We start from the raw sequence: 18,826 nt of genomic DNA on the forward strand, positions 1-18,826 counted from the left end.
CAAACCGAGGTCGCCTTTTTCGCTTCCAGGCCCTGGGTCAGATCCCGTACTGCGCCCGATAGGCCTCAACCGCCGGCAGGTGCTGCTTGAGTTGCGGATCGTCAGCCAGGAACTCCAGTACCTGAGTCAGCGAGACGATACTGACCACCGGTATGCCGAAGTCGCGCTCCACCTCCTGGATGGCCGAGAGCTCACCATTGCCACGCTCTTCACGGTTCAATGCGATCAGCACGCCAGCGGCGTTGGCCTGCTGTGCCTTGATGATCTGCATGACTTCGCGAATGGCGGTACCGGCAGTGATCACGTCGTCGATGATCAGCACATCGCCTGCCAGGGGCGCACCGACCAGGCTGCCGCCTTCGCCGTGGTCCTTGGCTTCCTTGCGGTTGAAGCACCAGGGCACGTCTTGCCGATGCTGGTCAGCCAGCGCGACGGCAGTGGTCGCGGCCAGGGGAATACCCTTGTAGGCCGGGCCGAACAGCACGTCGAACGAGATCTTGCTGTCAACGATGGCGGCGGCGTAGCAACGCCCCAGCTCGGCCAGCGCCGAACCTGTGTTGAACAGGCCGGCGTTGAAGAAGTACGGGCTGGTACGCCCAGACTTGAGAGTGAATTCACCGAAACGCAGGACCCCGCGATCGATGGCAAAACGGATGAAGTCGCGCTGATACGGCTGCATGGAAAGTCCCGGACACCACGGATTTAGCTAAATGGGTTGAGCTCGGGTATCATACACGCACGAGATTTATGGGGCCATTTATGCGGATCATCAGTGTGAACGTTAATGGCATTCAGGCTGCGGCCGAGCGTGGTTTGCTCAGCTGGCTACAGGCCCAGAATGCCGACGTCATCTGCCTTCAGGATACCCGCGCCTCGGCCTTTGAACTCGATGACCCAGCTTTCCAGCTCGATGGCTATTTCCTTTATGCCTGCGACGCGGAGGTGCCTGCCCAAGGTGGTGTGGCCCTTTATTCGCGCATGCAGCCCAAGGCAGTCATCACCGGCCTGGGCTTCGAGACAGCCGACCGTTACGGGCGTTACCTGCAAGCAGATTTCGACAAAGTCAGTATTGCCAGCCTGCTCTTGCCTTCGGGCATGAACGGGGATGAAGACTTGAACCAGAAATTCAAGTTGATGGACGACTTCGCCAAGTACCTGGACAAGCAGCGTCGCAAGCGCCGCGAGTACATCTATTGCGGCTCGTTCTATGTGGCCCAGCAGAAGCTCGACATCAAGAACTGGCGTGACAGCCAGCAGTCGCCGGGCTTCCTGCCGCCAGAGCGTGCCTGGATGGATGCCATTACCGGCGAGATGGGTTACGTGGATGCCCTGCGAGAAGTCAGCCGTGAGGGTGACCAGTACAGCTGGTGGCCGGACAACGAGCAGGCCGAAATGCTGAACCTGGGCTACCGGTTCGACTACCAGATCCTTACCCCCGGCCTGCGCCGCTTCGTGCGCAACGCGCGCTTGCCACGCCAGCCGCGCTTCTCCCAGCATGCGCCGCTGATCGTCGACTACGACTGGACGCTGACCATCTGAGCAACCAGTGGGGCTGCCTTGCAGCCCCACCTGGCTATTTGATCGGTCGCCAGATCATGGGGTAGCGGTAAGGCTTGCCTTCGTTGGCCCGTACCGCAGCAATGACGATCAGAATCATCACCGCCACTGACAGCACGGCAAACAGCACCAGCCCGATCACCACGAATATCAGCAGGAGGCAGATGAACCCTGCCACGGTCACGCTGATCTGGAAATTCAGCGCTTCCTTGCCTTGCGCATCGATGAATGGGTCCTGCTCGCGCTTCAGATGCCACAGCACCAACGGCCCCAGCAGGTGCCCGAGCGGGATCACCAGGCCAAGGAGCGCGGAAAGGTGGCAGAGCATCGCCCACTGCCTGACCTCGGCACTGGGCGGGATGATCGAAAGATTCGGATCGGTCATGCCTGCACCCTCCTGATCAGGTTCAGTCTGCCAGCGCGGCTTGCTGCAGCTGGAAGATCTCGTCCATGCCCTTCTGCGCCAGGGCAAGCATGGCGTTGAAGTCTTCTGGCTGGAACGGCGCACCTTCTGCCGTACCTTGCACCTCGATGAACCCGCCAGCGCTGGTCATGACCACGTTCAGGTCGGTTTCGGCTGCCGAGTCCTCCAGGTAGTCCAGGTCGAGCACCGCTTCACCCTGATACATACCCACCGACACGGCGGCGATCATGTGCTTGAGCGGATTGCCCGCCTTCAGGCCACCACGCTTCTTGATCACGGCCAGGGCATCGCAGACGGCAACCATGGCACCGGTAATGGAGGCTGTGCGGGTGCCGCCATCGGCCTGGATGACATCGCAATCGATGTAAAGCGTAATGTCACCGAGCTTGCTCATGTCCAGTGCCGCACGCAATGAACGGCCGATCAGGCGCTGGATCTCCAGCGTGCGACCACCTTGCTTGCCACGGCTGGCTTCGCGCTGGTTACGTTCACCCGTCGAGCGTGGCAGCATGCCATATTCGGCGGTCAACCAACCTTGGCCCTGGCCTTTGAGAAAGCGCGGCACGCCGTTTTCCACGCTGACCGTGCAGATGACTTTCGTGTCACCGAACTCGACCAGTACCGACCCTTCGGCGTGCTTGGTGTAGTTGCGGGTGATGCGGATCGAGCGGAGCTGATCGGCGGCGCGACCACTTGGACGTTTCATCTGGGATACCTGTACTGGGACATTGAATCTGGCAGGCATTATAGAGCCCGTAGCCTAGTGAGGACACGCCTATCGTCGCTGACGGTCCAGCGCGCCTGCATTTGCGGCGGTCCTGTCCGTCGCTCAGGCGCAGCGGCGCATTGGGCCGCAAGGCCCCAGTGCGCTACAATCCTGCGCCTCGCAGCCAGCAGGCTGCAATGTCCAACCTATACGCGAGGTACCCCCATGGTGCACAGCATGACCGCGTTCGCACGGGTCGAGCGCGCCGGCAGCCAAGGCACCCTGGTCTGGGAGCTGCGCTCGGTCAACCACCGTTACCTGGAGCCGCACCTGCGCCTGCCCGACGCCCTGCGCGACCTTGAAGGTGGCGTGCGTGAAGGCCTGCGCCAAGGCCTTTCCCGAGGAAAGGTGGAGTGCACCCTGCGCCTGAACGAGGACAGCAGCGGCAAGCCGTTGCAGGTCGACCGCGAGCGCGCTGCGCAGCTAGTGGCCGCCGCCGAGCAAGTGGCGGCGTTGATCCAGCAGCCGGCGCCGCTCAACCCCTTGGAAGTGCTGTCTTGGCCGGGCGTATTGGTCGCTGATGCCAGCGACCCACAGGCACTCAATGCCCAGGCCATGGCACTGTTCAACGACGCGCTTGCCGAACTCAAGGCCGGGCGTCAGCGCGAAGGCCAGGAACTGGCCCGTCTGATCAACGAGCGCCTGGACAGCATGGCCGAAGAGGTCACGACGCTGCGAGCGCTGGTGCCGCAGATGCTGGCCGCGCAACGTCAGAAGATCCTGGACCGCTTCAACGACCTTCAGGTTGAAATCGACCCGCAGCGCCTGGAACAGGAAATGGTCCTGCTGGCCCAGAAGAGCGACGTGGCCGAGGAGCTTGATCGCCTAGACACCCATGTAGCCGAAGTACGACGCGTACTCAAGGGTGCAGGTGCCGCCGGGCGTCGTCTGGATTTCCTGATGCAAGAACTCAATCGCGAAGCCAACACGCTCGGTTCCAAAGCCTTCGATCCCCGCAGCACGCAGGCGGCGGTCAATTTGAAGGTACTGATCGAACAGATGCGTGAACAAGTACAGAATATCGAGTAAGGCCACACCGACCATGAACCACACCAGCGGCACCCTCTATATCGTTTCCGCTCCGTCCGGCGCCGGCAAGACCAGCCTGGTCAACGCCCTGACCCAGGACGACAAGCAGATCCGTGTTTCCGTCTCGCACACTACCCGCGCCATGCGTCCTGGCGAGCAGCATGGTGTGAACTACCATTTCGTCGAGCATGATGCGTTCAGGGCACTGATCGAACAGGGCGATTTTCTGGAGCATGCCGAGGTGTTCGGCAACTTCTATGGCACCTCGCGCAGCGCCCTGCAGCAGACGCTGGACCAAGGCTTCGACCTGATCCTGGAAATCGACTGGCAAGGCGCGCAGCAGGTGCGCAAGCTGATGCCACAGGCGCTGTCGGTCTTCATCCTGCCGCCAAGCCAGGCCGCATTGCGCGAGCGCCTTGATGGTCGAGGCCAGGACAGTGACGCGATCATCGCCGGGCGCATGAAAGAGGCCGTCAGCGAGATGGTGCATTACAACGAGTACGACTACGTGATCATCAACGATGTTTTCGATACGGCACTGGCGGACTTGAAGGCCGTGTTCCGTGCCAATCGGCTGCTCCTGAAGAAGCAGCAACACCGTCATGGGGCACTGCTCGAGCAGTTGATCGGCTGATGTGCACGGGCCTCCTGGGAGGCCCTTGCATAACCTTCAGCACGTCTTAGGCAAGGCCCTGGCCCTGGTCAGTCCTGCAACGGCAAAGTGGCGTGCTGACGCAGCGTAGCCCCCAGGAAGTAGGCCGGGGCTCGCAGCCGGGACATCAGCATCAACACGATCCCCAGGACAGAGATGATCGCCGCGATCACGAACACCAGCCCGACCCCGCCCACGTGCGAGCCACTGCCGAAGTCCGGCGAGGCGCTGTCTATGGCCGTGCGCACGAAGATCACCGACAGAATCACCCCGCCCACCAAAGGGCACAGCCCGCGCATGAGTAAATGCCGAAGGCTGCCGAACAGGCTGCTGCGGAAATACCAGACGCAGGCGAAGGCCGTGAGTGAGTAATAGAAGCAGATCATCATGCCCAGGGCGGTGATGGTGTCGGCCAGTACGTTCTCGCTGAGCGTGCGCATGGTGAAGTAGAAAAGTCCGGCGGCCACCCCGGCGCAGATCGTGGCGTAACGCGGCGTCTGTGAGCGCGGGCAGACCTTGGCAAACTTCTGCGGTACCGCCCCGTAGTAGCCCATGGCAAGCAGGGTGCGCGCAGGCGAGACGAAGGTCGATTGCAAGGAAGCGGCAGTGCTGGCCAGTACCGCGATGGACATCAGGATTGCCAGCGGCCCCATGACCGGGCCGGCCAGGTGAGCGAACACGTTTTCCTGGATGCGCGGGTTATTCAGGCCCAGCCCCGACTCGCTGATGCCGGCGAACTGCAAGGTGGCAATGGCCGTCAGCAGGTACAGGCCCAGAATCAACAGCACGGTCCAGGTGGCTGCCTTGCCCGGAACCTCTTCGCTGCCTACCGACTCTTCACTGACGGTCAGGCATACGTCCCAGCCCCAGAAAATGAAGATCGACAACGATAGGCCGGCGGCGAACGCCGAGAAGGATTCAACCCCGAACGGGTTGAACCAGGCGAAATCGAACGCCAGGGGCGGTGGCGCCGTTGTTTCGCCGAACGCTGCGAAGGCAAAGCCCACCAGTACCAGCAGTTGCAACGCCACCAGACCGTACTGCACGGTCATGGTCGTGGTCATGCCTCGGCAACAGATCCATACGGCCAAGGCAATGAACACGCAACAGGTCACGATGTTGATCAGCAAGTTGTCGGCAAGCGCCGCCAGTTCAGGGTTGCCCGTGATCTGGCCGAGGAACAGGTAGAAGAAATCCACCGCCACACCGGCCAGGTTCGACAGCACGATAGTAGTCGCCACCACCAGCCCCCAACCGCCGATCCACCCGATCATCGGGCCGAAGGCTCGCGCCGACCAGGTGAACGACGTACCGCTGTCCGGCTCGGCCGAATTCAGCTCGCGATAGCCCAGGGCGACCAGCAGCATAGGCAGGAACCCGACGATGAACACCGCCGGCAGGTGAGCCCCGACCTCGCGCACGGTCGGGCCCAAGGCGCCGGTAAGGGTGTAGACCGGCGCAATGGTGGAGATGCCCAGCACCACGCTGGCCAACAGCCCCAATCGGCCCTTGGCCAGGCCCTTGCTACCCTGTTGGATGCTTTCGCCAGCCGCCACATCGGGTGGGCGGCCGGCTTCTGTGTAATCGCTCATGAGTATCAGCCGTAGATGTTGGAATTGTTTTTAACAAGCCTCTCGCCAAGGCCTGCCCACTCAGAGCCCGCTGCGAAACCTTCCCCTGGCCTCATGCAGGCGCCTTGGCGCTACACCGTGTGCAGGTACCAGTTGTATTCGAGGTCGGAAATCGACGCCTCGAATTCGGCCAGCTCGCTGTCCTTGCAGGCCACGAAGACATCGATGTAGTGCGCACTGATGTATTGCCTGAGTACGTCACTGTCTTCCAGCGCACGCAACGCGTCGCGCAGGTTGTTCGCAAGGCTCTGCTCCAGTTGCTCGAAAGCATTGCCTTCAATGGGCGCCTGCGGCTCGATCTGGTGGGTCAGGCCATGGTGAACGCCAGCAAGAATCACAGCAAGCATTAGGTAGGGATTGGCGTCTGCACCTGCCACGCGATGTTCCAGACGCGTGCTTCGGCTGTTATCTGTCGGTACACGCAGGGCGACGGTACGGTTATCCAAGCCCCAGCCTGGGGCATTTGGCACATTGAACTGGGCGCCGAACCTGCGATACGAATTGATGTTCGGGCACAGGAAGGCCATGGACGCAGGGAGCGTCTGCAGCATGCCGCCGATAGCATGGCGCAGCGCGTCGCACCTCAGTGGGTCTTCGCTTGCAAAGAGGTTCCTGCCGCTGTGTTTTTCCACCAGCGACAGGTGAACATGTAGACCACTGCCCGCCTGGCCGGGATAGGGCTTGGCCATGAATGTCGTGTCCATTTCGTGGTCGTAGGCAACGTTCTTGATCAGGCGCTTGAGCAGGATCGCTTGATCACAAGCTTTCAGAGGGTCAGCCACGTGATGCAGATTGACCTTGAACTGCGCAGGTGCGCTTTCCTTGACGATGGCATCCACCGGCAAGCCCTGGGCCTTTGCCGCTTCGAGAATGTCCTGCAAACAGTCGGCGTACTCGTCCAGGTCGTCGATGAAGTAGGCCTGGGTCGAATGGGCACGCTTGCCGGATAACGGCGAGCGCGGCGGCTGCGGTCGCCCATTGAGGTTGTCCTGGTCGATCAGGTAGAACTCGAGCGCCAACGCAACGCACAGGGACAGGCCCAGCGCGTCGAACCGGCTCACGACCTGACGCAAGACCTCGCGCGGATCAGCGAAGAACGGCTGACCGTCCAGTTCGTGCATGGTCATGAGCAACTGGGCGGTGGGACGCTTCTGCCAGGGCTCGTGCGCAAGCGTATCGGCAATGGGGTAGCAGATGCGATCGGCATCGCCCATATCCAGGCCCAGCCCGGTGCTTTCTACGGTGGCGCCGTTGATGTCGAGCGCAAACAGCGATGCCGGCAGGTTGATGCCTCGCCCATACACCTTGTGCAAGCTGGCCCGCTCGATGCGCTTGCCGCGCACGACTCCATTCATATCGGCAATCAGCAAGTCGACGTACTGGGTGTCGGGGTGTGCCTGCAGGAAGTCATTCATCTCGCGTGAGGAACGGGCGCACGGGGCTACCGACGTCATGGCTGTACATCCTTTGCTGGGCTGCGGCGATGTGGAGAGACGGCTGGCGCCTGGTAGGCGACGATGGTTGCAGCTGTTGTTCTTTTCACTTTCCCATCGTGGGGATTGGTAACCGCAGCGGGCGCATTGATTCCCGGGGGTCGTTTCACTATAAAATGGCTCTCACGCAACAGACATTGGCAATTCGGCAACGAGAGCGTGCACCAATGCAATATCAAATTACCCATGCCGATCTTTCCCTGGTTCTGGCGTTGGAACGCGGGCGCTCTCTGGCCAAGGCGGCCGAGTTGCTCAAAGTGGACGTATCGACCGTTTTCCGGTCGATACGCCGCCTGGAGTCGGCGCTGGGCACGGCTCTGTTCGTCAAGAGCCGCAAAGGCTACTTGCCTACCGATACTGCACAGGCCCTCGCCGAGCAGGCCGAGCGCGCCGAGCAAGCACTCGAGGCGGCGCGCATTGCCATGACCAGCGGTGAACAGGTCGTCAGCGGCACCGTGCGCCTGACCTGCACTGAGGCCGTCATGCACAGCCTGCTGCTGCCTGCACTGGCCGACTTCATGCAGAATTACCCCGCGCTGTCGCTGGAGATGGGCACCTCAAACGTGTTCGCCAACCTCAGCCGGCGAGATGCAGACATCGCCCTGCGTTTGACCAACACGCCTCCCGAACACCTGGTGGGGCGCAACCTGGGGTCAACGTCCTACGTGATATGTGGCCAACCTCAGTGGCGCGACCGCCTCGGTGAAAGCGCCAGCGCGGTGCCATGGATCGCGCCGGATGACGCCATGCAGGACCATCCGACGGTGGTCTGGCGCAACCAGCAACACCCTGGCCTGAGCCCGCGCTACCAGTGCAGCGGCATGTCCACCATTGCCCAACTGGTCACCGCTGGCCTGGGCGTGGCAGCGCTGCCGGACTACATGGTGCATAGCCTGCCAGGGGTCGATGCACTCAGCGGGCCGCTGCCAGGTTGCGACACCCAGTTGTGGCTCTTGACCCGACCGGACTGCCGCGCGCTGCGCTCGGTCCAAACCCTTTTCGAGGAGCTCACCCCGCGGTTGCGCGACGCAATGCTCTGAGGTTATTGTCGGGGCCATTGCAAGGCGTCTATGGCGGTCCTTGCACTGCGCCCCAGAGGTATCGTCAGGCCTGGCAAACGCGGGCATGCACCGCAGTACCTGAATGACTCGCAGCGCACCGCACGGCGGCGCTCGACAAAACAGCGCTTCCCTATTGGCTGGTGAATTTTTATACTATCGAGTCCGCCTGCCCACTAATGGGCTGCACGCCTACCGCATTTGCTACTGAGGAAGACCATGGCCCGCGTAACTGTTGAAGACTGTCTGGAACACGTGGATAACCGTTTTGAGCTGGTCATGCTCTCGACCAAGCGCGCTCGCCAGCTGGCGACCGGCGGTAAAGAGCCACGCGTTGCGTGGGAAAACGACAAGCCCACCGTCGTTGCCCTGCGCGAAATCGCCGAAGGCATCGTGACCAACGAATTCATCGCCGCTGAAGAAATTGTCACCGAGGATCCGGTCTTTGCCGCGTTCGAGGACGAGTCGAACGAGGCTGTCTGATTGATGCCCGGTCGACGTCGCAAGGCGCAAGGCCCCCTATCTCGGCAGGAGGCTAAGCCATGCCGGGTATAGAGGCCTTGGCCGAACGGCTGTCGACTTACCTGGGCCCCGAACAGGTCAACCTGGTACGGCGTGCCTACTTCTACGCAGAACAAGCGCACGATGGGCAACGTCGCCGCAGTGGCGAGCCCTACGTAACGCACCCGTTGGCCGTGGCCAGCATCCTTGCCGACATGCACATGGACCATCAAAGCCTGATGGCAGCCATGCTCCATGACGTGATCGAAGACACCGGCATTGCCAAGGAAGCCCTCAGCCAGCAGTTTGGCGAGACGGTTGCCGAGCTGGTGGACGGCGTCAGCAAGCTGACCCAGATGAACTTCGAAACCAAGGCCGAGGCGCAAGCCGAGAACTTCCAGAAAATGGCCATGGCCATGGCACGCGACATTCGCGTGATCCTGGTCAAGCTGGCCGACCGCCTGCATAACATGCGCACCCTGGAAGTGCTGTCCGGCGAGAAGCGACGCCGGATTGCCAAGGAAACCCTCGAGATCTACGCCCCCATCGCCAACCGCCTGGGGATGCACACGGTACGCGTCGAGTTCGAAGACCTTGGCTTCAAGGCCATGCACCCGATGCGCTCGTCGCTGATTCATCGCGCCGTCAAAAGTGCACGGGGCAACCGCAAGGAAATCGTCGCCAAGATCGAGCAGTCGCTGGCCAACTGCCTGGCTGCCGACGGTATCGAAGGCGAGATCAGTGGCCGGCAAAAACACCTCTATGGCATCTACAAGAAGATGCGCGGCAAGCGTCGCGCCTTCAACGAGATCATGGACGTGTATGCCTTCCGCATCATCGTCGACAAGGTCGATACCTGCTACCGCGTCCTCGGTGCCGTGCACAACCTGTACAAACCGCTGCCAGGGCGGTTCAAGGACTATATCGCCATTCCCAAGGCCAACGGCTATCAGTCGTTGCACACCACCTTGTTCGGCATGCACGGCGTGCCCATCGAAATCCAGATCCGTACGCGCGAAATGGAAGAGATGGCCAATAACGGTATCGCTGCGCATTGGCTGTACAAGGCCAATGGGGATGAGCAGCCCAAGGGCAACCATGCCCGTGCCAGGCAGTGGGTCAAAGGCATCCTTGAATTGCAGCAACGTGCAGGCAACTCGCTGGAGTTCATCGAGAGCGTCAAGATCGACCTGTTCCCGGACGAGGTGTACGTCTTCACGCCCAAAGGCCGCATCATGGAGCTGCCCAAGGGTTCCACTGCCGTGGACTTCGCCTACGCAGTGCACACCGACGTTGGCAACAGCTGCATCGCATGCCGTATCAACCGGCGCCTGGCACCGCTCTCCGAGCCGTTGCAGAGTGGCTCGACGGTAGAGATCGTCAGCGCACCGGGGGCTCGACCCAATCCGGCGTGGCTCAATTTCGTGGTCACCGGCAAGGCGCGCACACATATTCGCCATGCGCTCAAGCAGCAGCGCCGCTCCGAATCCATCAGCCTGGGCGAGCGGCTGCTCAACAAGGTACTGACTGGTTTCGACAGCGCGCTGGATCAGATTCCCCGCGAGCGCGTGCAGGCCATCCTCAGCGAATACCGCCTGGAATTGATCGAAGACCTGCTTGAAGACATCGGGCTGGGCAACCGCATGGCCTACGTGGTCGCGCGCCGTCTGCTGTCTGCAGAAGGCGAGCAACTGCCGGCCCCCGAAGGTCCGCTGGCGATTCGCGGTACCGAAGGCCTGGTGCTCAGCTATGCCAAGTGCTGCACGCCGATTCCGGGCGACCCGATCGTGGGTCACCTTTCGGCGGGCAAGGGCATGGTCGTGCACCTTGAGAACTGCCGAAACATCAGTGAAATTCGCCACAACCCCGAGAAATGCGTCCAGCTTTCCTGGGCCAAGGACATCACTGGCGAATTCAACGTCGAGTTGCGCGTAGAGCTGGAGCACCAGCGCGGCCTGATTGCCTTGCTGGCCAGCAGCGTCAACGCGGCCGATGGCAACATCGAGAAGATCAGCATGGACGAACGCGACGGCCGTATCAGCGTGGTCCAACTGGTGGTCAGCGTGCACGACCGCGTGCACCTGGCGCGTGTGATCAAGAAGCTGCGTACCCTGACCGGTGTGGTTCGCATCACCCGCATGCGTACGTAGTCCGCCAACCGCAAGGAGTCATCATGAGCAAGACCGTCATCAACAGCGACAAGGCCCCTGCCGCCATCGGCACCTATTCGCAGGCGATCAAGGCCGGTAACACCGTGTACATGTCTGGCCAGATCCCACTGGACCCCAAGACCATGGAACTGGTCGAAGGCTTCGAGGCCCAGACCGTCCAGGTGTTCGAGAACCTCAAGGCTGTGGCGGAAGAAGCAGGCGGTTCGTTCAAGGACATCGTCAAGCTGAACATCTTCCTGACCGACCTGAGCCATTTCGCCAAGGTCAACGAGGTGATGGGTCGCTACTTCGAGCAGCCCTACCCCGCTCGCGCCGCCATCGGCGTGGCCGCGCTGCCAAAAGGCGCGCAGGTCGAGATGGACGCCATCCTCGTCATCGAGTGATGCCCCAGGCGGCGGGCATTGCACTCGCCGCCTTTCCCTCTCCTGGAAGGTTCCCGACATGCGCATAGCATTGCCTCTTACGCTGGCAGCCCTGGTCCTGGGCGGCTGCGCCAGCCACAAACCTGAAGACTTCAACGGCACCTGGATCAACCAGGACGCCATCACTGCGGCCGTCAAGCAAGGCAACCTTCGCCAGGCCCTGAATGAGCATGGCCCGGTCTTCGAGTGGAAGCTCGATGTTGCTACCCAGCGCGCCAGCTATAGCAACGGGTTCGAGGCCTCGGATGGTCAGCTCAGCGCCAATGACAAGCAGTGGCTGGCCACCTTCGAAGGCGGTGCCACCGAGCAACTGTCGCTGGACGGCGACGAACTGCAAACAGTCGACCAGCGAGGCGCGAAACAGCGCTTCGAGCGTGCCAAGACGCCCAGTGGCAACAATGCGCCACTGGGCAGCAGCTTCGAGCAGGCGCTGTACCAGGCTTATCTCGGCGGCGCCTGGACAATCATGGAGGGCCCAGGCAAGGGCGCCAACGTAACGTTCAGCGACAGCGGCAACGTCACCGGCCTGCCCGGTCCGGATCGTTTCGCCCTGTGCCTGGCCGGTGATTGCGCAACGATGGGCGGCAGCAATGACAGCCTGTGGCTGGAGCGCAACCAGCGCGGGGCCCCGTTCATCATCAAGCGCAATGGCAATCAGCTGGAAATCTTCCAGGCGGTGAACCGCGCCCAGCCGGATGAAATGCCGATGCTCGCAGCCGGCAAGCGCCAGTGGCTGCTGCAACACAACTGACGATACCCCAGCCGGCGCGCAGGTAACGCAAGCTACCTGCGCGCCGGCCAGGGGATCATTGCCCGAGGATCGCTGCGTAGCCTTCCTTGTAACTGGGGTACTGCGGGGACCAGCCTAGCCCCCGTGCGCGGGCGTTGCTGCAGCGCTTGCTGCCCGTGCGACGCACACGCTCCTCATCGGACCACTGCGTAACCCCCAACTGTTCACGCAGCCAGGCCACGACTTCGGCCAGCGGTGCCGGGCTGTCGTCCACGCCGATGTAGCAATCGTCCAGCGCCTTGCCTTGGCTGTCGCATTGCAGCAGAAATGCCAGCAGGCTGGCAGCATCGTCCACGTGAATACGGTTGCCATACAACGGCGGTTGCTCGGCGACGCGATAACCCTGACGCACCTGACGCAACAGCCACTCTCGACCTGGCCCGTAGATGCCGGTCAGGCGAACCACGCTGGCTGGCGCAGCACCGGACAGCGCCAGCCTTTCAGCCTCGAGCATGATGCGCCCCGAGTACCCCTCAGGTTCGGTGGCCGATTGCTCATCAACCCACTCCCCACCCTTGTGCCCAAACACGCTGCTGCTGGACACGAACAAAAGGCGTCGGGGTTGTTGCCCACGCTCGGCCAGCCAGCGCTGCACGTGACGCAACCCCTGGACATACGCCGCCTGATACCCTGCCTCGTCATGCTGGCTGGCAGCCACGCAATACACCACGTAGTCAGGTGCCCGCTCAGGCCAGGCAGCTGGGATGTTCGGGTTCGACAGATCAGCCGCAATCGGCGCTACGCCATCAGGCAACTGCGCCACCGAACGGCGCAGGCCGCTGACCTGCCAACCACGCGTCAGCATCTGCCGAGCCAGGCGACTGCCGACGTCCCCACATCCTACGATCAACACACTCAAGTCAGACATCTGAAGCCCTCTAGGGCCGATTGCTCAGCCCGTCTGCAGGAGAAAAAGCAACAATATTACTTTTGTTAACAAGAATTACTTGCAATAATGGCGGCCAAATTGTTCTCGGCCTGCCTCGAGGCCTTGAAGAACGCTCACCCATCATCTTCATCAGGTCCGGCCAGCATGACACGTACCCAACCTTCCGCTTCGCCAACCCCATCGCGCGCCTGGCGTGCCACCGCTGCGCTGATTCTCAGCCTGGCGCTGGCCCCGGTCGCCATGGCCGATGAGCCCAATGCCGCTGCCCCAGTGACGGCCCCGGCGGCCAGCGCTGCTGCACCAGCTAGCGCTCCGGCCGGCGAAGCGGCACCGGGTACCGTTGCACAGGCTCCGGTTGCTGCAGACCCGGACGCCCAAGCCCTGGTGGAAGATACCTCGCTCGGCATGGCCCATGACCTGTCGCCTTGGGGCATGTACAAGAACGCCGATGTCGTGGTCAAGGCCGTCATGATCGGCCTGGCCATCGCCTCGATCATCACTTGGACCATCTGGATCGCCAAAGGCTTCGAGTTGATGGGGGCCAAGCGCCGCCTGCGCGGGGAAATCGCCCGCCTGAAGAAATCGACCAGCCTCAAGGAAGCCAGCGAAGTCTCCGACAAGCAAGGCACCCTGGCCCATACCCTGGTTCACGATGCGCTCGAGGAAATGCGCCTGTCGGCCAATGCCCGTGAAAAGGAAGGCATCAAGGAGCGCGTGAGCTTCCGCCTGGAACGACTGGTACACGCCAGCGGGCGAAATATGAGCAGCGGCACGGGCGTGCTGGCCACCATTGGTTCCACTGCGCCATTCGTGGGCCTGTTCGGCACCGTGTGGGGCATCATGAACAGCTTCATCGGCATCGCCAAGACTCAGACCACCAACCTCGCCGTGGTCGCCCCGGGTATTGCCGAAGCGCTGCTGGCCACCGCACTGGGCCTGGTTGCCGCCATCCCGGCCGTGGTCATCTACAACGTCTTCGCCCGCTCCATCGCCGGCTACAAGGCACAGGTGTCCGACGCTTCGGCCCAGGTGCTGCTGCTGGTCAGCCGTGACCTGGACCATCAGGGCAGCGATCGCGCCGCCCCGCACATGGTGAAAGTGGGGTAAGCCATGGGCCTGCATCTGAACGAAGGTGGCGACGACCTCGCCGAAAACCACGAAATCAACGTGACGCCGTTTATCGACGTGATGTTGGTGCTGCTGATCATCTTCATGGTCGCAGCGCCCCTTGCCACGGTCGACATCAAGGTCGACTTGCCTGCTTCGACGGCCAAGCCGGCGCCCAGGCCCGAGAAGCCTGTCTTCGTCAGCGTCAAGGCCGACCAGAAGCTCTATGTCGGCGATGACCCGGTCCCAACGCCCGAGCGCCTTGGCCCGATGCTGGACGCCAAGACCAAGGGTGACAAGGACACCACCATCTTCTTCCAGGCCGACAAAGGTGTGGACTACGGTGACCTGATGGAAGTGATGAACAACATGCGCGCGGCCGGCTACCTCAAAGTCGGTCTGGTAGGTCTTGAGACGGCAGCCAAGAAATGACGAAGACGCGGCACAATCTGGCGCGTTACAGCGGCAGCCTGGCGCTTGTGCTGGGTGTCCATGCCGTCGCTGTGCTGCTCATGCTTAACTGGTCGGTGCCCCAGGCCATCGAGCTGCCCCCGGCAGCCATGATGGTCGAGCTGGCACCGCTGCCGGAGCCTGCGCCACCACCCCCTCCCAAAGCAGTTCCCCAACCACCGGCGCCGGTCGAAGAACCCCCGCTGCCGAAGGTCGTGGAAGCCCCTAAACCCAAGATTGCCATTCCCAAGCCGCCCAAGCCGAAGGCCAAGCCACAGCCGCCCAAGCCTGAGAAAAAGCCTGAGCCGCCGAAGGAAGCGCCGCCGACCAAGGAAACGGTAGACGCACCACCGAGCAATACGCCGCCGCAGAAGTCCGCAGCGCCCGCACCGAGCGTCGCCTCCAACAGCACCGCACTGCCGACCTGGCAGAGTGACCTGTTGCGCCACCTGGCGAAGTACAAGCGGTACCCGGAAGACGCGCGGCGCAGAGGCTTGCAGGGCATCAATCGCCTGCGTTTCGTGGTCGATGCCGAGGGTAAGGTCGTGTCGTATTCACTGGCCGGTGGGTCGGGTAGTGCGTCCCTGGACCGGGCAACCATGGAAATGATTCGGCGAGCGGGCAAGGTACCCAAACCGCCAGCTGAGCTGCTGAACAACGGGACGATCGAAGTCGTCGCGCCGTTCGTGTACTCACTGGACCGCCGCTGACGTTTTGTTTCTGTCACAAGTCGGCAAGTCTGATAACGTGCGTCTATCGATTGCAGCCGCTATGCTGGGCTCGCAACTTCATGGACGCACGTTATGACCCTCACAGAACTCCGTTACATCGTCACACTCGCCCAGGAACAGCACTTCGGCCATGCAGCCGAGCGTTGCCATGTGAGCCAGCCTACCCTTTCGGTGGGTGTGAAGAAGCTCGAGGATGAGCTCGGCGTACTGATCTTCGAGCGCAGCAAGAGCGCGGTGCGCCTCACGCCGGTTGGCGAAGGCATCGTGGCCCAGGCCCAGAAAGTGCTCGAACAGGCTCAGGGCATCCGCGAACTGGCCCAGGCCGGCAAGAACCAATTGACCGCCCCGCTCAAGGTAGGCGCGATCTACACCGTCGGCCCCTACCTCTTTCCTCACCTGATCCCACAGCTGCACCGTGTGGCCCCGCAGATGCCGTTGTACATCGAGGAAAATTTCACCCATGTGCTGCGTGAGAAGCTGCGTAACGGTGAACTGGATGCGGTGATCGTCGCCTTGCCCTTCAACGAAGCCGACGTGCTGACCCTGCCGCTCTACGACGAGCCTTTCTGCGCACTGATGCCAGCCGACCACCCGTGGACGGCGAAGAAAACCATCGATGCGGCATCGCTCAACGACAAGAGCCTGTTGCTGCTGGGCGAAGGTCACTGCTTCCGTGACCAGGTGCTGGAGGCTTGCCCTACCCTGAACAAGGGCGGTGAAGGCGCACGCCACACCACGGTCGAATCCAGCTCGCTGGAAACCATCCGCCACATGGTGGCCTCTGGGCTGGGTGTCTCCATCCTGCCGCTGTCTGCCGTGCACAGTCATCACTACGCACCGGGCGTGATCGAAGTGCGTCCGCTGACAGCACCAGCGCCATTTCGTACCGTGGCGATCGCGTGGCGCGCCAGTTTCCCGCGGCCCAAGGCCATCGAGATTCTTGCCGACTCGATCCGCCTGTGCTCGGTCGCCAAAACGCCCACCGAGCAAACTGCCTGAGCCATGAGTGAGTTGTCGAAGGTACCGGTCACTGTGCTCAAGGGTGTCGGTGACGCCATGGCGCAGAAGCTTGCCAAGGTGGGCCTGGAAAACCTGCAGGACGTGTTGTTTCACCTGCCCTTGCGTTACCAGGACCGCACCCGCGTGGTGCCGATCGGGCAACTGCGGCCAGGGCAGGACGCGGTGATCGAGGGCGTGGTCAGCGGCGCGGACGTGACCATGGGCAAGCGACGTAGCCTCGTCGTTCGTCTGGGCGACGGGAGCGGCGTGCTGAGCCTGCGCTTCTACCATTTCAGCAACGCACAGAAGGAAGGGCTCAAGCGCGGCACTCACCTGCGTTGCTATGGCGAAGCCCGGCCGGGCGCATCGGGCCTGGAGATCTATCATCCGGAATACCGTGCACTGAACGGCGACGAACCCCCGCCGCCGGTCGAACAGACGCTTACCCCGATTTACCCGTCTACCGAGGGGCTCACCCAGCAACGGCTACGCCTGCTCTGCCAACAGAGCCTGGCCTTGCTCGGGCCGCGCAGCCTGCCGGACTGGCTGCCCGAGGAGCTTGCGCGCGATTATCAGCTGGCCCCGTTGGACGATGCCATACGGTACTTGCACAACCCGCCGGCTGACGCCGACCTCGATGAGCTTGCCGAAGGCCACCACTGGGCCCAGCACCGCCTGGCATTCGAAGAGCTGCTGACCCACCAGCTGTCGCAGCAGCGATTGCGCGAAAGCCTGCGCAGCCTGCGCGCACCGGTGCTGCCCAAGCCTTCACGCCTGCAGGACGAGTACCTGGCCAATCTCGGCTTCAAGCCTACGGGGGCGCAGCAGCGGGTCGCCAATGAAATTGCCTACGACCTCAGCCAGCACGAACCCATGCTGCGCCTGGTGCAAGGTGATGTGGGCGCCGGCAAGACCGTGGTCGCGGCACTGGCAGCCCTGCAGGCGTTGGAGGCGGGTTACCAGGTGGCGCTGATGGCACCTACCGAGATTCTTGCCGAGCAGCACTACATCACCTTCAAGCGCTGGCTGGAGCCACTGGGCATCGAAGTCGCCTGGCTGGCCGGCAAGCTCAAGGGCAAGGCCCGGGTCAGTGCACTGGAGCAGATCGCCGCCGGTGCGCCAATGGTGGTGGGTACCCACGCCCTGTTCCAGGAAGAGGTCAAGTTCAAGCACCTCGCCCTGGCCATCATCGACGAGCAGCACCGTTTTGGCGTCCAGCAGCGTCTGGCGTTGCGCAAAAAGGGTGTGAATGGCGAGTTGTGTCCTCATCAGCTGATCATGACGGCGACGCCCATTCCGCGTACCTTGGCCATGAGCGCCTATGCTGACCTGGATACTTCCGTGCTGGACGAATTGCCTCCCGGGCGTACACCGGTCAACACGGTGCTGGTGGCCGACAGCCGTCGCTTCGAAGTGGTCGAGCGGGTACGCGCCGCCTGTGCTGAAGGGCGTCAGGCCTACTGGGTCTGTACCCTTATCGAGGAGTCTGAAGAGCTGACCTGCCAGGCCGCCGAGAGCACCTACGAGGAACTTGGCAGCGCCCTGGGCGAATTGCGGGTCGGGCTGATTCACGGGCGTATGAAACCGGCAGAAAAAGCCGAGATCATGGCGCAATTCAAAGCCGGTGATCTGCAGCTGCTGGTTGCCACGACCGTGATCGAAGTTGGCGTCGATGTGCCCAACGCCAGCCTGATGATCATCGAAAACCCGGAGCGCCTGGGGTTGGCCCAGCTGCACCAGTTGCGTGGGCGGGTGGGCCGTGGCAGCGCTGCCAGCCACTGCGTTCTGCTGTATCACCCGCCCTTGTCACAGGTGGGCCGCGAGCGCCTGGGCATCATGCGCGAAACCAACGATGGCTTCATCATCGCGGAAAAGGACCTGGAGCTGCGCGGCCCGGGCGAGATGCTCGGCACGCGCCAGACGGGTCTGCTGCAGTTCAAGGTCGCTGACCTGATGCGCGATGCCGATCTGCTTCCGGCCGTTCGTGATGCAGCCCAGGCATTAGTGGCCCGCTGGCCGGAACATGTCAGCCCCTTGCTTGAACGCTGGCTGCGTCACGGGCAACAGTACGGCCAAGTCTGACCCAAGCGGTCAATGGATCCAGCCTCCCGGCGAGGCTGGTTATACTTCGCTTTTAGGAACCAGTGGACACGGAC

Annotated in this window: 19 protein-coding genes; 13 read left to right on the forward strand and 6 right to left on the reverse strand. The window is 62.3% G+C overall.

Annotation, left to right across the window (positions count from 1 at the left end; translation table 11 throughout):
* Positions 1–37 precede the first annotated feature (37 nt).
* Positions 38–679, reverse strand: a complete 642-nt coding sequence (gene pyrE / locus ACF8R3_RS19075; protein WP_058602773.1) for an orotate phosphoribosyltransferase — start codon at positions 677–679, stop codon at positions 38–40.
* An 80-nt stretch (positions 680–759) separates the two neighbouring features.
* On the opposite strand from pyrE, the gene ACF8R3_RS19080 reads away from it, so the two are divergent.
* Positions 760–1,539, forward strand: coding sequence for an exodeoxyribonuclease III (locus ACF8R3_RS19080; RefSeq protein ID WP_023532406.1), 780 nt, complete (start codon positions 760–762; stop codon positions 1,537–1,539).
* Between the two features lie 34 nt (positions 1,540–1,573).
* Here ACF8R3_RS19080 and ACF8R3_RS19085 read toward each other — a convergent pair whose 3' ends face one another.
* Together ACF8R3_RS19085 and rph are read right to left on the reverse strand one after the other, a co-directional pair.
* Positions 1,574–1,942, reverse strand: coding sequence for a DUF4870 domain-containing protein (locus ACF8R3_RS19085; RefSeq protein WP_023532399.1), 369 nt, complete (start codon positions 1,940–1,942; stop codon positions 1,574–1,576).
* A gap of 22 nt (positions 1,943–1,964) precedes the next feature.
* Entirely contained in the window at positions 1,965–2,687 is a 723-nt protein-coding gene (gene rph / locus ACF8R3_RS19090) for a ribonuclease PH (protein ID WP_023532860.1), read from the reverse strand.
* A gap of 225 nt (positions 2,688–2,912) precedes the next feature.
* On the opposite strand from rph, the gene ACF8R3_RS19095 reads away from it, so the two are divergent.
* Positions 2,913–3,776 (forward strand): YicC/YloC family endoribonuclease, encoded by an 864-nt coding sequence (locus tag ACF8R3_RS19095; protein ID WP_058638834.1) that lies wholly within the window; start codon positions 2,913–2,915, stop codon positions 3,774–3,776.
* A gap of 13 nt (positions 3,777–3,789) precedes the next feature.
* The gene (gene gmk / locus ACF8R3_RS19100) at positions 3,790–4,410 is read left to right on the forward strand and encodes a guanylate kinase (protein ID WP_058638833.1); all 621 of its coding nucleotides are present in this window, start codon (positions 3,790–3,792) and stop codon (positions 4,408–4,410) included.
* A 68-nt stretch (positions 4,411–4,478) separates the two neighbouring features.
* Here the strand turns inward: gmk and ACF8R3_RS19105 are convergent, their stop codons facing one another.
* The gene (locus tag ACF8R3_RS19105; protein ID WP_392516019.1) at positions 4,479–6,020 is read right to left on the reverse strand and encodes an APC family permease; all 1,542 of its coding nucleotides are present in this window, start codon (positions 6,018–6,020) and stop codon (positions 4,479–4,481) included.
* Between the two features lie 110 nt (positions 6,021–6,130).
* Positions 6,131–7,513 (reverse strand): glutamine synthetase family protein, encoded by a 1,383-nt coding sequence (locus ACF8R3_RS19110; RefSeq protein ID WP_392516020.1) that lies wholly within the window; start codon positions 7,511–7,513, stop codon positions 6,131–6,133.
* Between the two features lie 206 nt (positions 7,514–7,719).
* Here ACF8R3_RS19110 and ACF8R3_RS19115 point away from each other — a divergent pair, with 206 nt between their 5' ends.
* From ACF8R3_RS19115 to ACF8R3_RS19135, 5 genes are all read left to right on the forward strand, one after another.
* Positions 7,720–8,592: a LysR family transcriptional regulator gene (locus ACF8R3_RS19115; protein WP_058602769.1), complete on the forward strand. Its 873-nt coding sequence runs from the start codon at positions 7,720–7,722 to the stop codon at positions 8,590–8,592.
* A gap of 237 nt (positions 8,593–8,829) precedes the next feature.
* The gene (gene rpoZ, locus ACF8R3_RS19120; RefSeq protein WP_012312123.1) at positions 8,830–9,093 is read left to right on the forward strand and encodes a DNA-directed RNA polymerase subunit omega; all 264 of its coding nucleotides are present in this window, start codon (positions 8,830–8,832) and stop codon (positions 9,091–9,093) included.
* A gap of 59 nt (positions 9,094–9,152) precedes the next feature.
* Entirely contained in the window at positions 9,153–11,261 is a 2,109-nt protein-coding gene (gene spoT / locus ACF8R3_RS19125) for a bifunctional GTP diphosphokinase/guanosine-3',5'-bis pyrophosphate 3'-pyrophosphohydrolase (RefSeq protein WP_058638829.1), read from the forward strand.
* A gap of 23 nt (positions 11,262–11,284) precedes the next feature.
* Positions 11,285–11,665 (forward strand): RidA family protein, encoded by a 381-nt coding sequence (locus ACF8R3_RS19130; RefSeq protein ID WP_058638828.1) that lies wholly within the window; start codon positions 11,285–11,287, stop codon positions 11,663–11,665.
* A gap of 58 nt (positions 11,666–11,723) precedes the next feature.
* Entirely contained in the window at positions 11,724–12,455 is a 732-nt protein-coding gene (locus ACF8R3_RS19135; RefSeq protein ID WP_078479353.1) for a hypothetical protein, read from the forward strand.
* 55 nt (positions 12,456–12,510) lie between these two features.
* On the opposite strand, the gene ACF8R3_RS19140 is transcribed toward ACF8R3_RS19135, so the two are convergent.
* Entirely contained in the window at positions 12,511–13,362 is an 852-nt protein-coding gene (locus ACF8R3_RS19140; protein WP_078479354.1) for an SDR family oxidoreductase, read from the reverse strand.
* Positions 13,363–13,527: 165 nt separating this feature from the next.
* On the opposite strand from ACF8R3_RS19140, the gene exbB reads away from it, so the two are divergent.
* The 5 genes from exbB (at position 13,528) to recG (ending at position 18,752) form a co-directional block, all read left to right on the forward strand.
* Entirely contained in the window at positions 13,528–14,490 is a 963-nt protein-coding gene (exbB, locus tag ACF8R3_RS19145; protein ID WP_058638825.1) for a tonB-system energizer ExbB, read from the forward strand.
* A gap of 3 nt (positions 14,491–14,493) precedes the next feature.
* The gene (gene exbD / locus ACF8R3_RS19150) at positions 14,494–14,922 is read left to right on the forward strand and encodes a TonB system transport protein ExbD (RefSeq protein WP_058602766.1); all 429 of its coding nucleotides are present in this window, start codon (positions 14,494–14,496) and stop codon (positions 14,920–14,922) included.
* Positions 14,919–15,650, forward strand: a complete 732-nt coding sequence (locus ACF8R3_RS19155; RefSeq protein ID WP_027913359.1) for an energy transducer TonB — start codon at positions 14,919–14,921, stop codon at positions 15,648–15,650. Before exbD ends, ACF8R3_RS19155 begins: the two co-directional genes overlap by 4 nt.
* Before the next feature lie 93 nt (positions 15,651–15,743).
* Positions 15,744–16,670 carry a hydrogen peroxide-inducible genes activator gene (locus tag ACF8R3_RS19160; RefSeq protein WP_023532770.1) on the forward strand — a complete coding sequence of 309 codons (927 nt, stop codon included), beginning with the start codon at positions 15,744–15,746 and terminating at the stop codon, positions 16,668–16,670.
* 3 nt (positions 16,671–16,673) lie between these two features.
* Positions 16,674–18,752, forward strand: a complete 2,079-nt coding sequence (gene recG, locus ACF8R3_RS19165) for an ATP-dependent DNA helicase RecG (protein ID WP_023532570.1) — start codon at positions 16,674–16,676, stop codon at positions 18,750–18,752.
* Positions 18,753–18,826 lie beyond the last annotated feature (74 nt).

The organism is Pseudomonas sp. FYR_7 (assembly GCF_043106155.1).
Taxonomy (GTDB): Bacteria; Pseudomonadota; Gammaproteobacteria; order Pseudomonadales; family Pseudomonadaceae; genus Aquipseudomonas; species Aquipseudomonas parafulva_B.

Coding starts and splice junctions, on each gene's coding strand:
- pyrE (WP_058602773.1), bottom strand. CDS start 679: ATGCAGCCGTATCAGCGCGACTTCATCCGTTTTGCCATCGATCGCGGG.
- ACF8R3_RS19080 (WP_023532406.1), top strand. CDS start 760: ATGCGGATCATCAGTGTGAACGTTAATGGCATTCAGGCTGCGGCCGAG.
- ACF8R3_RS19085 (WP_023532399.1), bottom strand. CDS start 1,942: ATGACCGATCCGAATCTTTCGATCATCCCGCCCAGTGCCGAGGTCAGG.
- rph (WP_023532860.1), bottom strand. CDS start 2,687: ATGAAACGTCCAAGTGGTCGCGCCGCCGATCAGCTCCGCTCGATCCGC.
- ACF8R3_RS19095 (WP_058638834.1), top strand. CDS start 2,913: ATGGTGCACAGCATGACCGCGTTCGCACGGGTCGAGCGCGCCGGCAGC.
- gmk (WP_058638833.1), top strand. CDS start 3,790: ATGAACCACACCAGCGGCACCCTCTATATCGTTTCCGCTCCGTCCGGC.
- ACF8R3_RS19105 (WP_392516019.1), bottom strand. CDS start 6,020: ATGAGCGATTACACAGAAGCCGGCCGCCCACCCGATGTGGCGGCTGGC.
- ACF8R3_RS19110 (WP_392516020.1), bottom strand. CDS start 7,513: ATGACGTCGGTAGCCCCGTGCGCCCGTTCCTCACGCGAGATGAATGAC.
- ACF8R3_RS19115 (WP_058602769.1), top strand. CDS start 7,720: ATGCAATATCAAATTACCCATGCCGATCTTTCCCTGGTTCTGGCGTTG.
- rpoZ (WP_012312123.1), top strand. CDS start 8,830: ATGGCCCGCGTAACTGTTGAAGACTGTCTGGAACACGTGGATAACCGT.
- spoT (WP_058638829.1), top strand. CDS start 9,153: ATGCCGGGTATAGAGGCCTTGGCCGAACGGCTGTCGACTTACCTGGGC.
- ACF8R3_RS19130 (WP_058638828.1), top strand. CDS start 11,285: ATGAGCAAGACCGTCATCAACAGCGACAAGGCCCCTGCCGCCATCGGC.
- ACF8R3_RS19135 (WP_078479353.1), top strand. CDS start 11,724: ATGCGCATAGCATTGCCTCTTACGCTGGCAGCCCTGGTCCTGGGCGGC.
- ACF8R3_RS19140 (WP_078479354.1), bottom strand. CDS start 13,362: ATGTCTGACTTGAGTGTGTTGATCGTAGGATGTGGGGACGTCGGCAGT.
- exbB (WP_058638825.1), top strand. CDS start 13,528: ATGACACGTACCCAACCTTCCGCTTCGCCAACCCCATCGCGCGCCTGG.
- exbD (WP_058602766.1), top strand. CDS start 14,494: ATGGGCCTGCATCTGAACGAAGGTGGCGACGACCTCGCCGAAAACCAC.
- ACF8R3_RS19155 (WP_027913359.1), top strand. CDS start 14,919: ATGACGAAGACGCGGCACAATCTGGCGCGTTACAGCGGCAGCCTGGCG.
- ACF8R3_RS19160 (WP_023532770.1), top strand. CDS start 15,744: ATGACCCTCACAGAACTCCGTTACATCGTCACACTCGCCCAGGAACAG.
- recG (WP_023532570.1), top strand. CDS start 16,674: ATGAGTGAGTTGTCGAAGGTACCGGTCACTGTGCTCAAGGGTGTCGGT.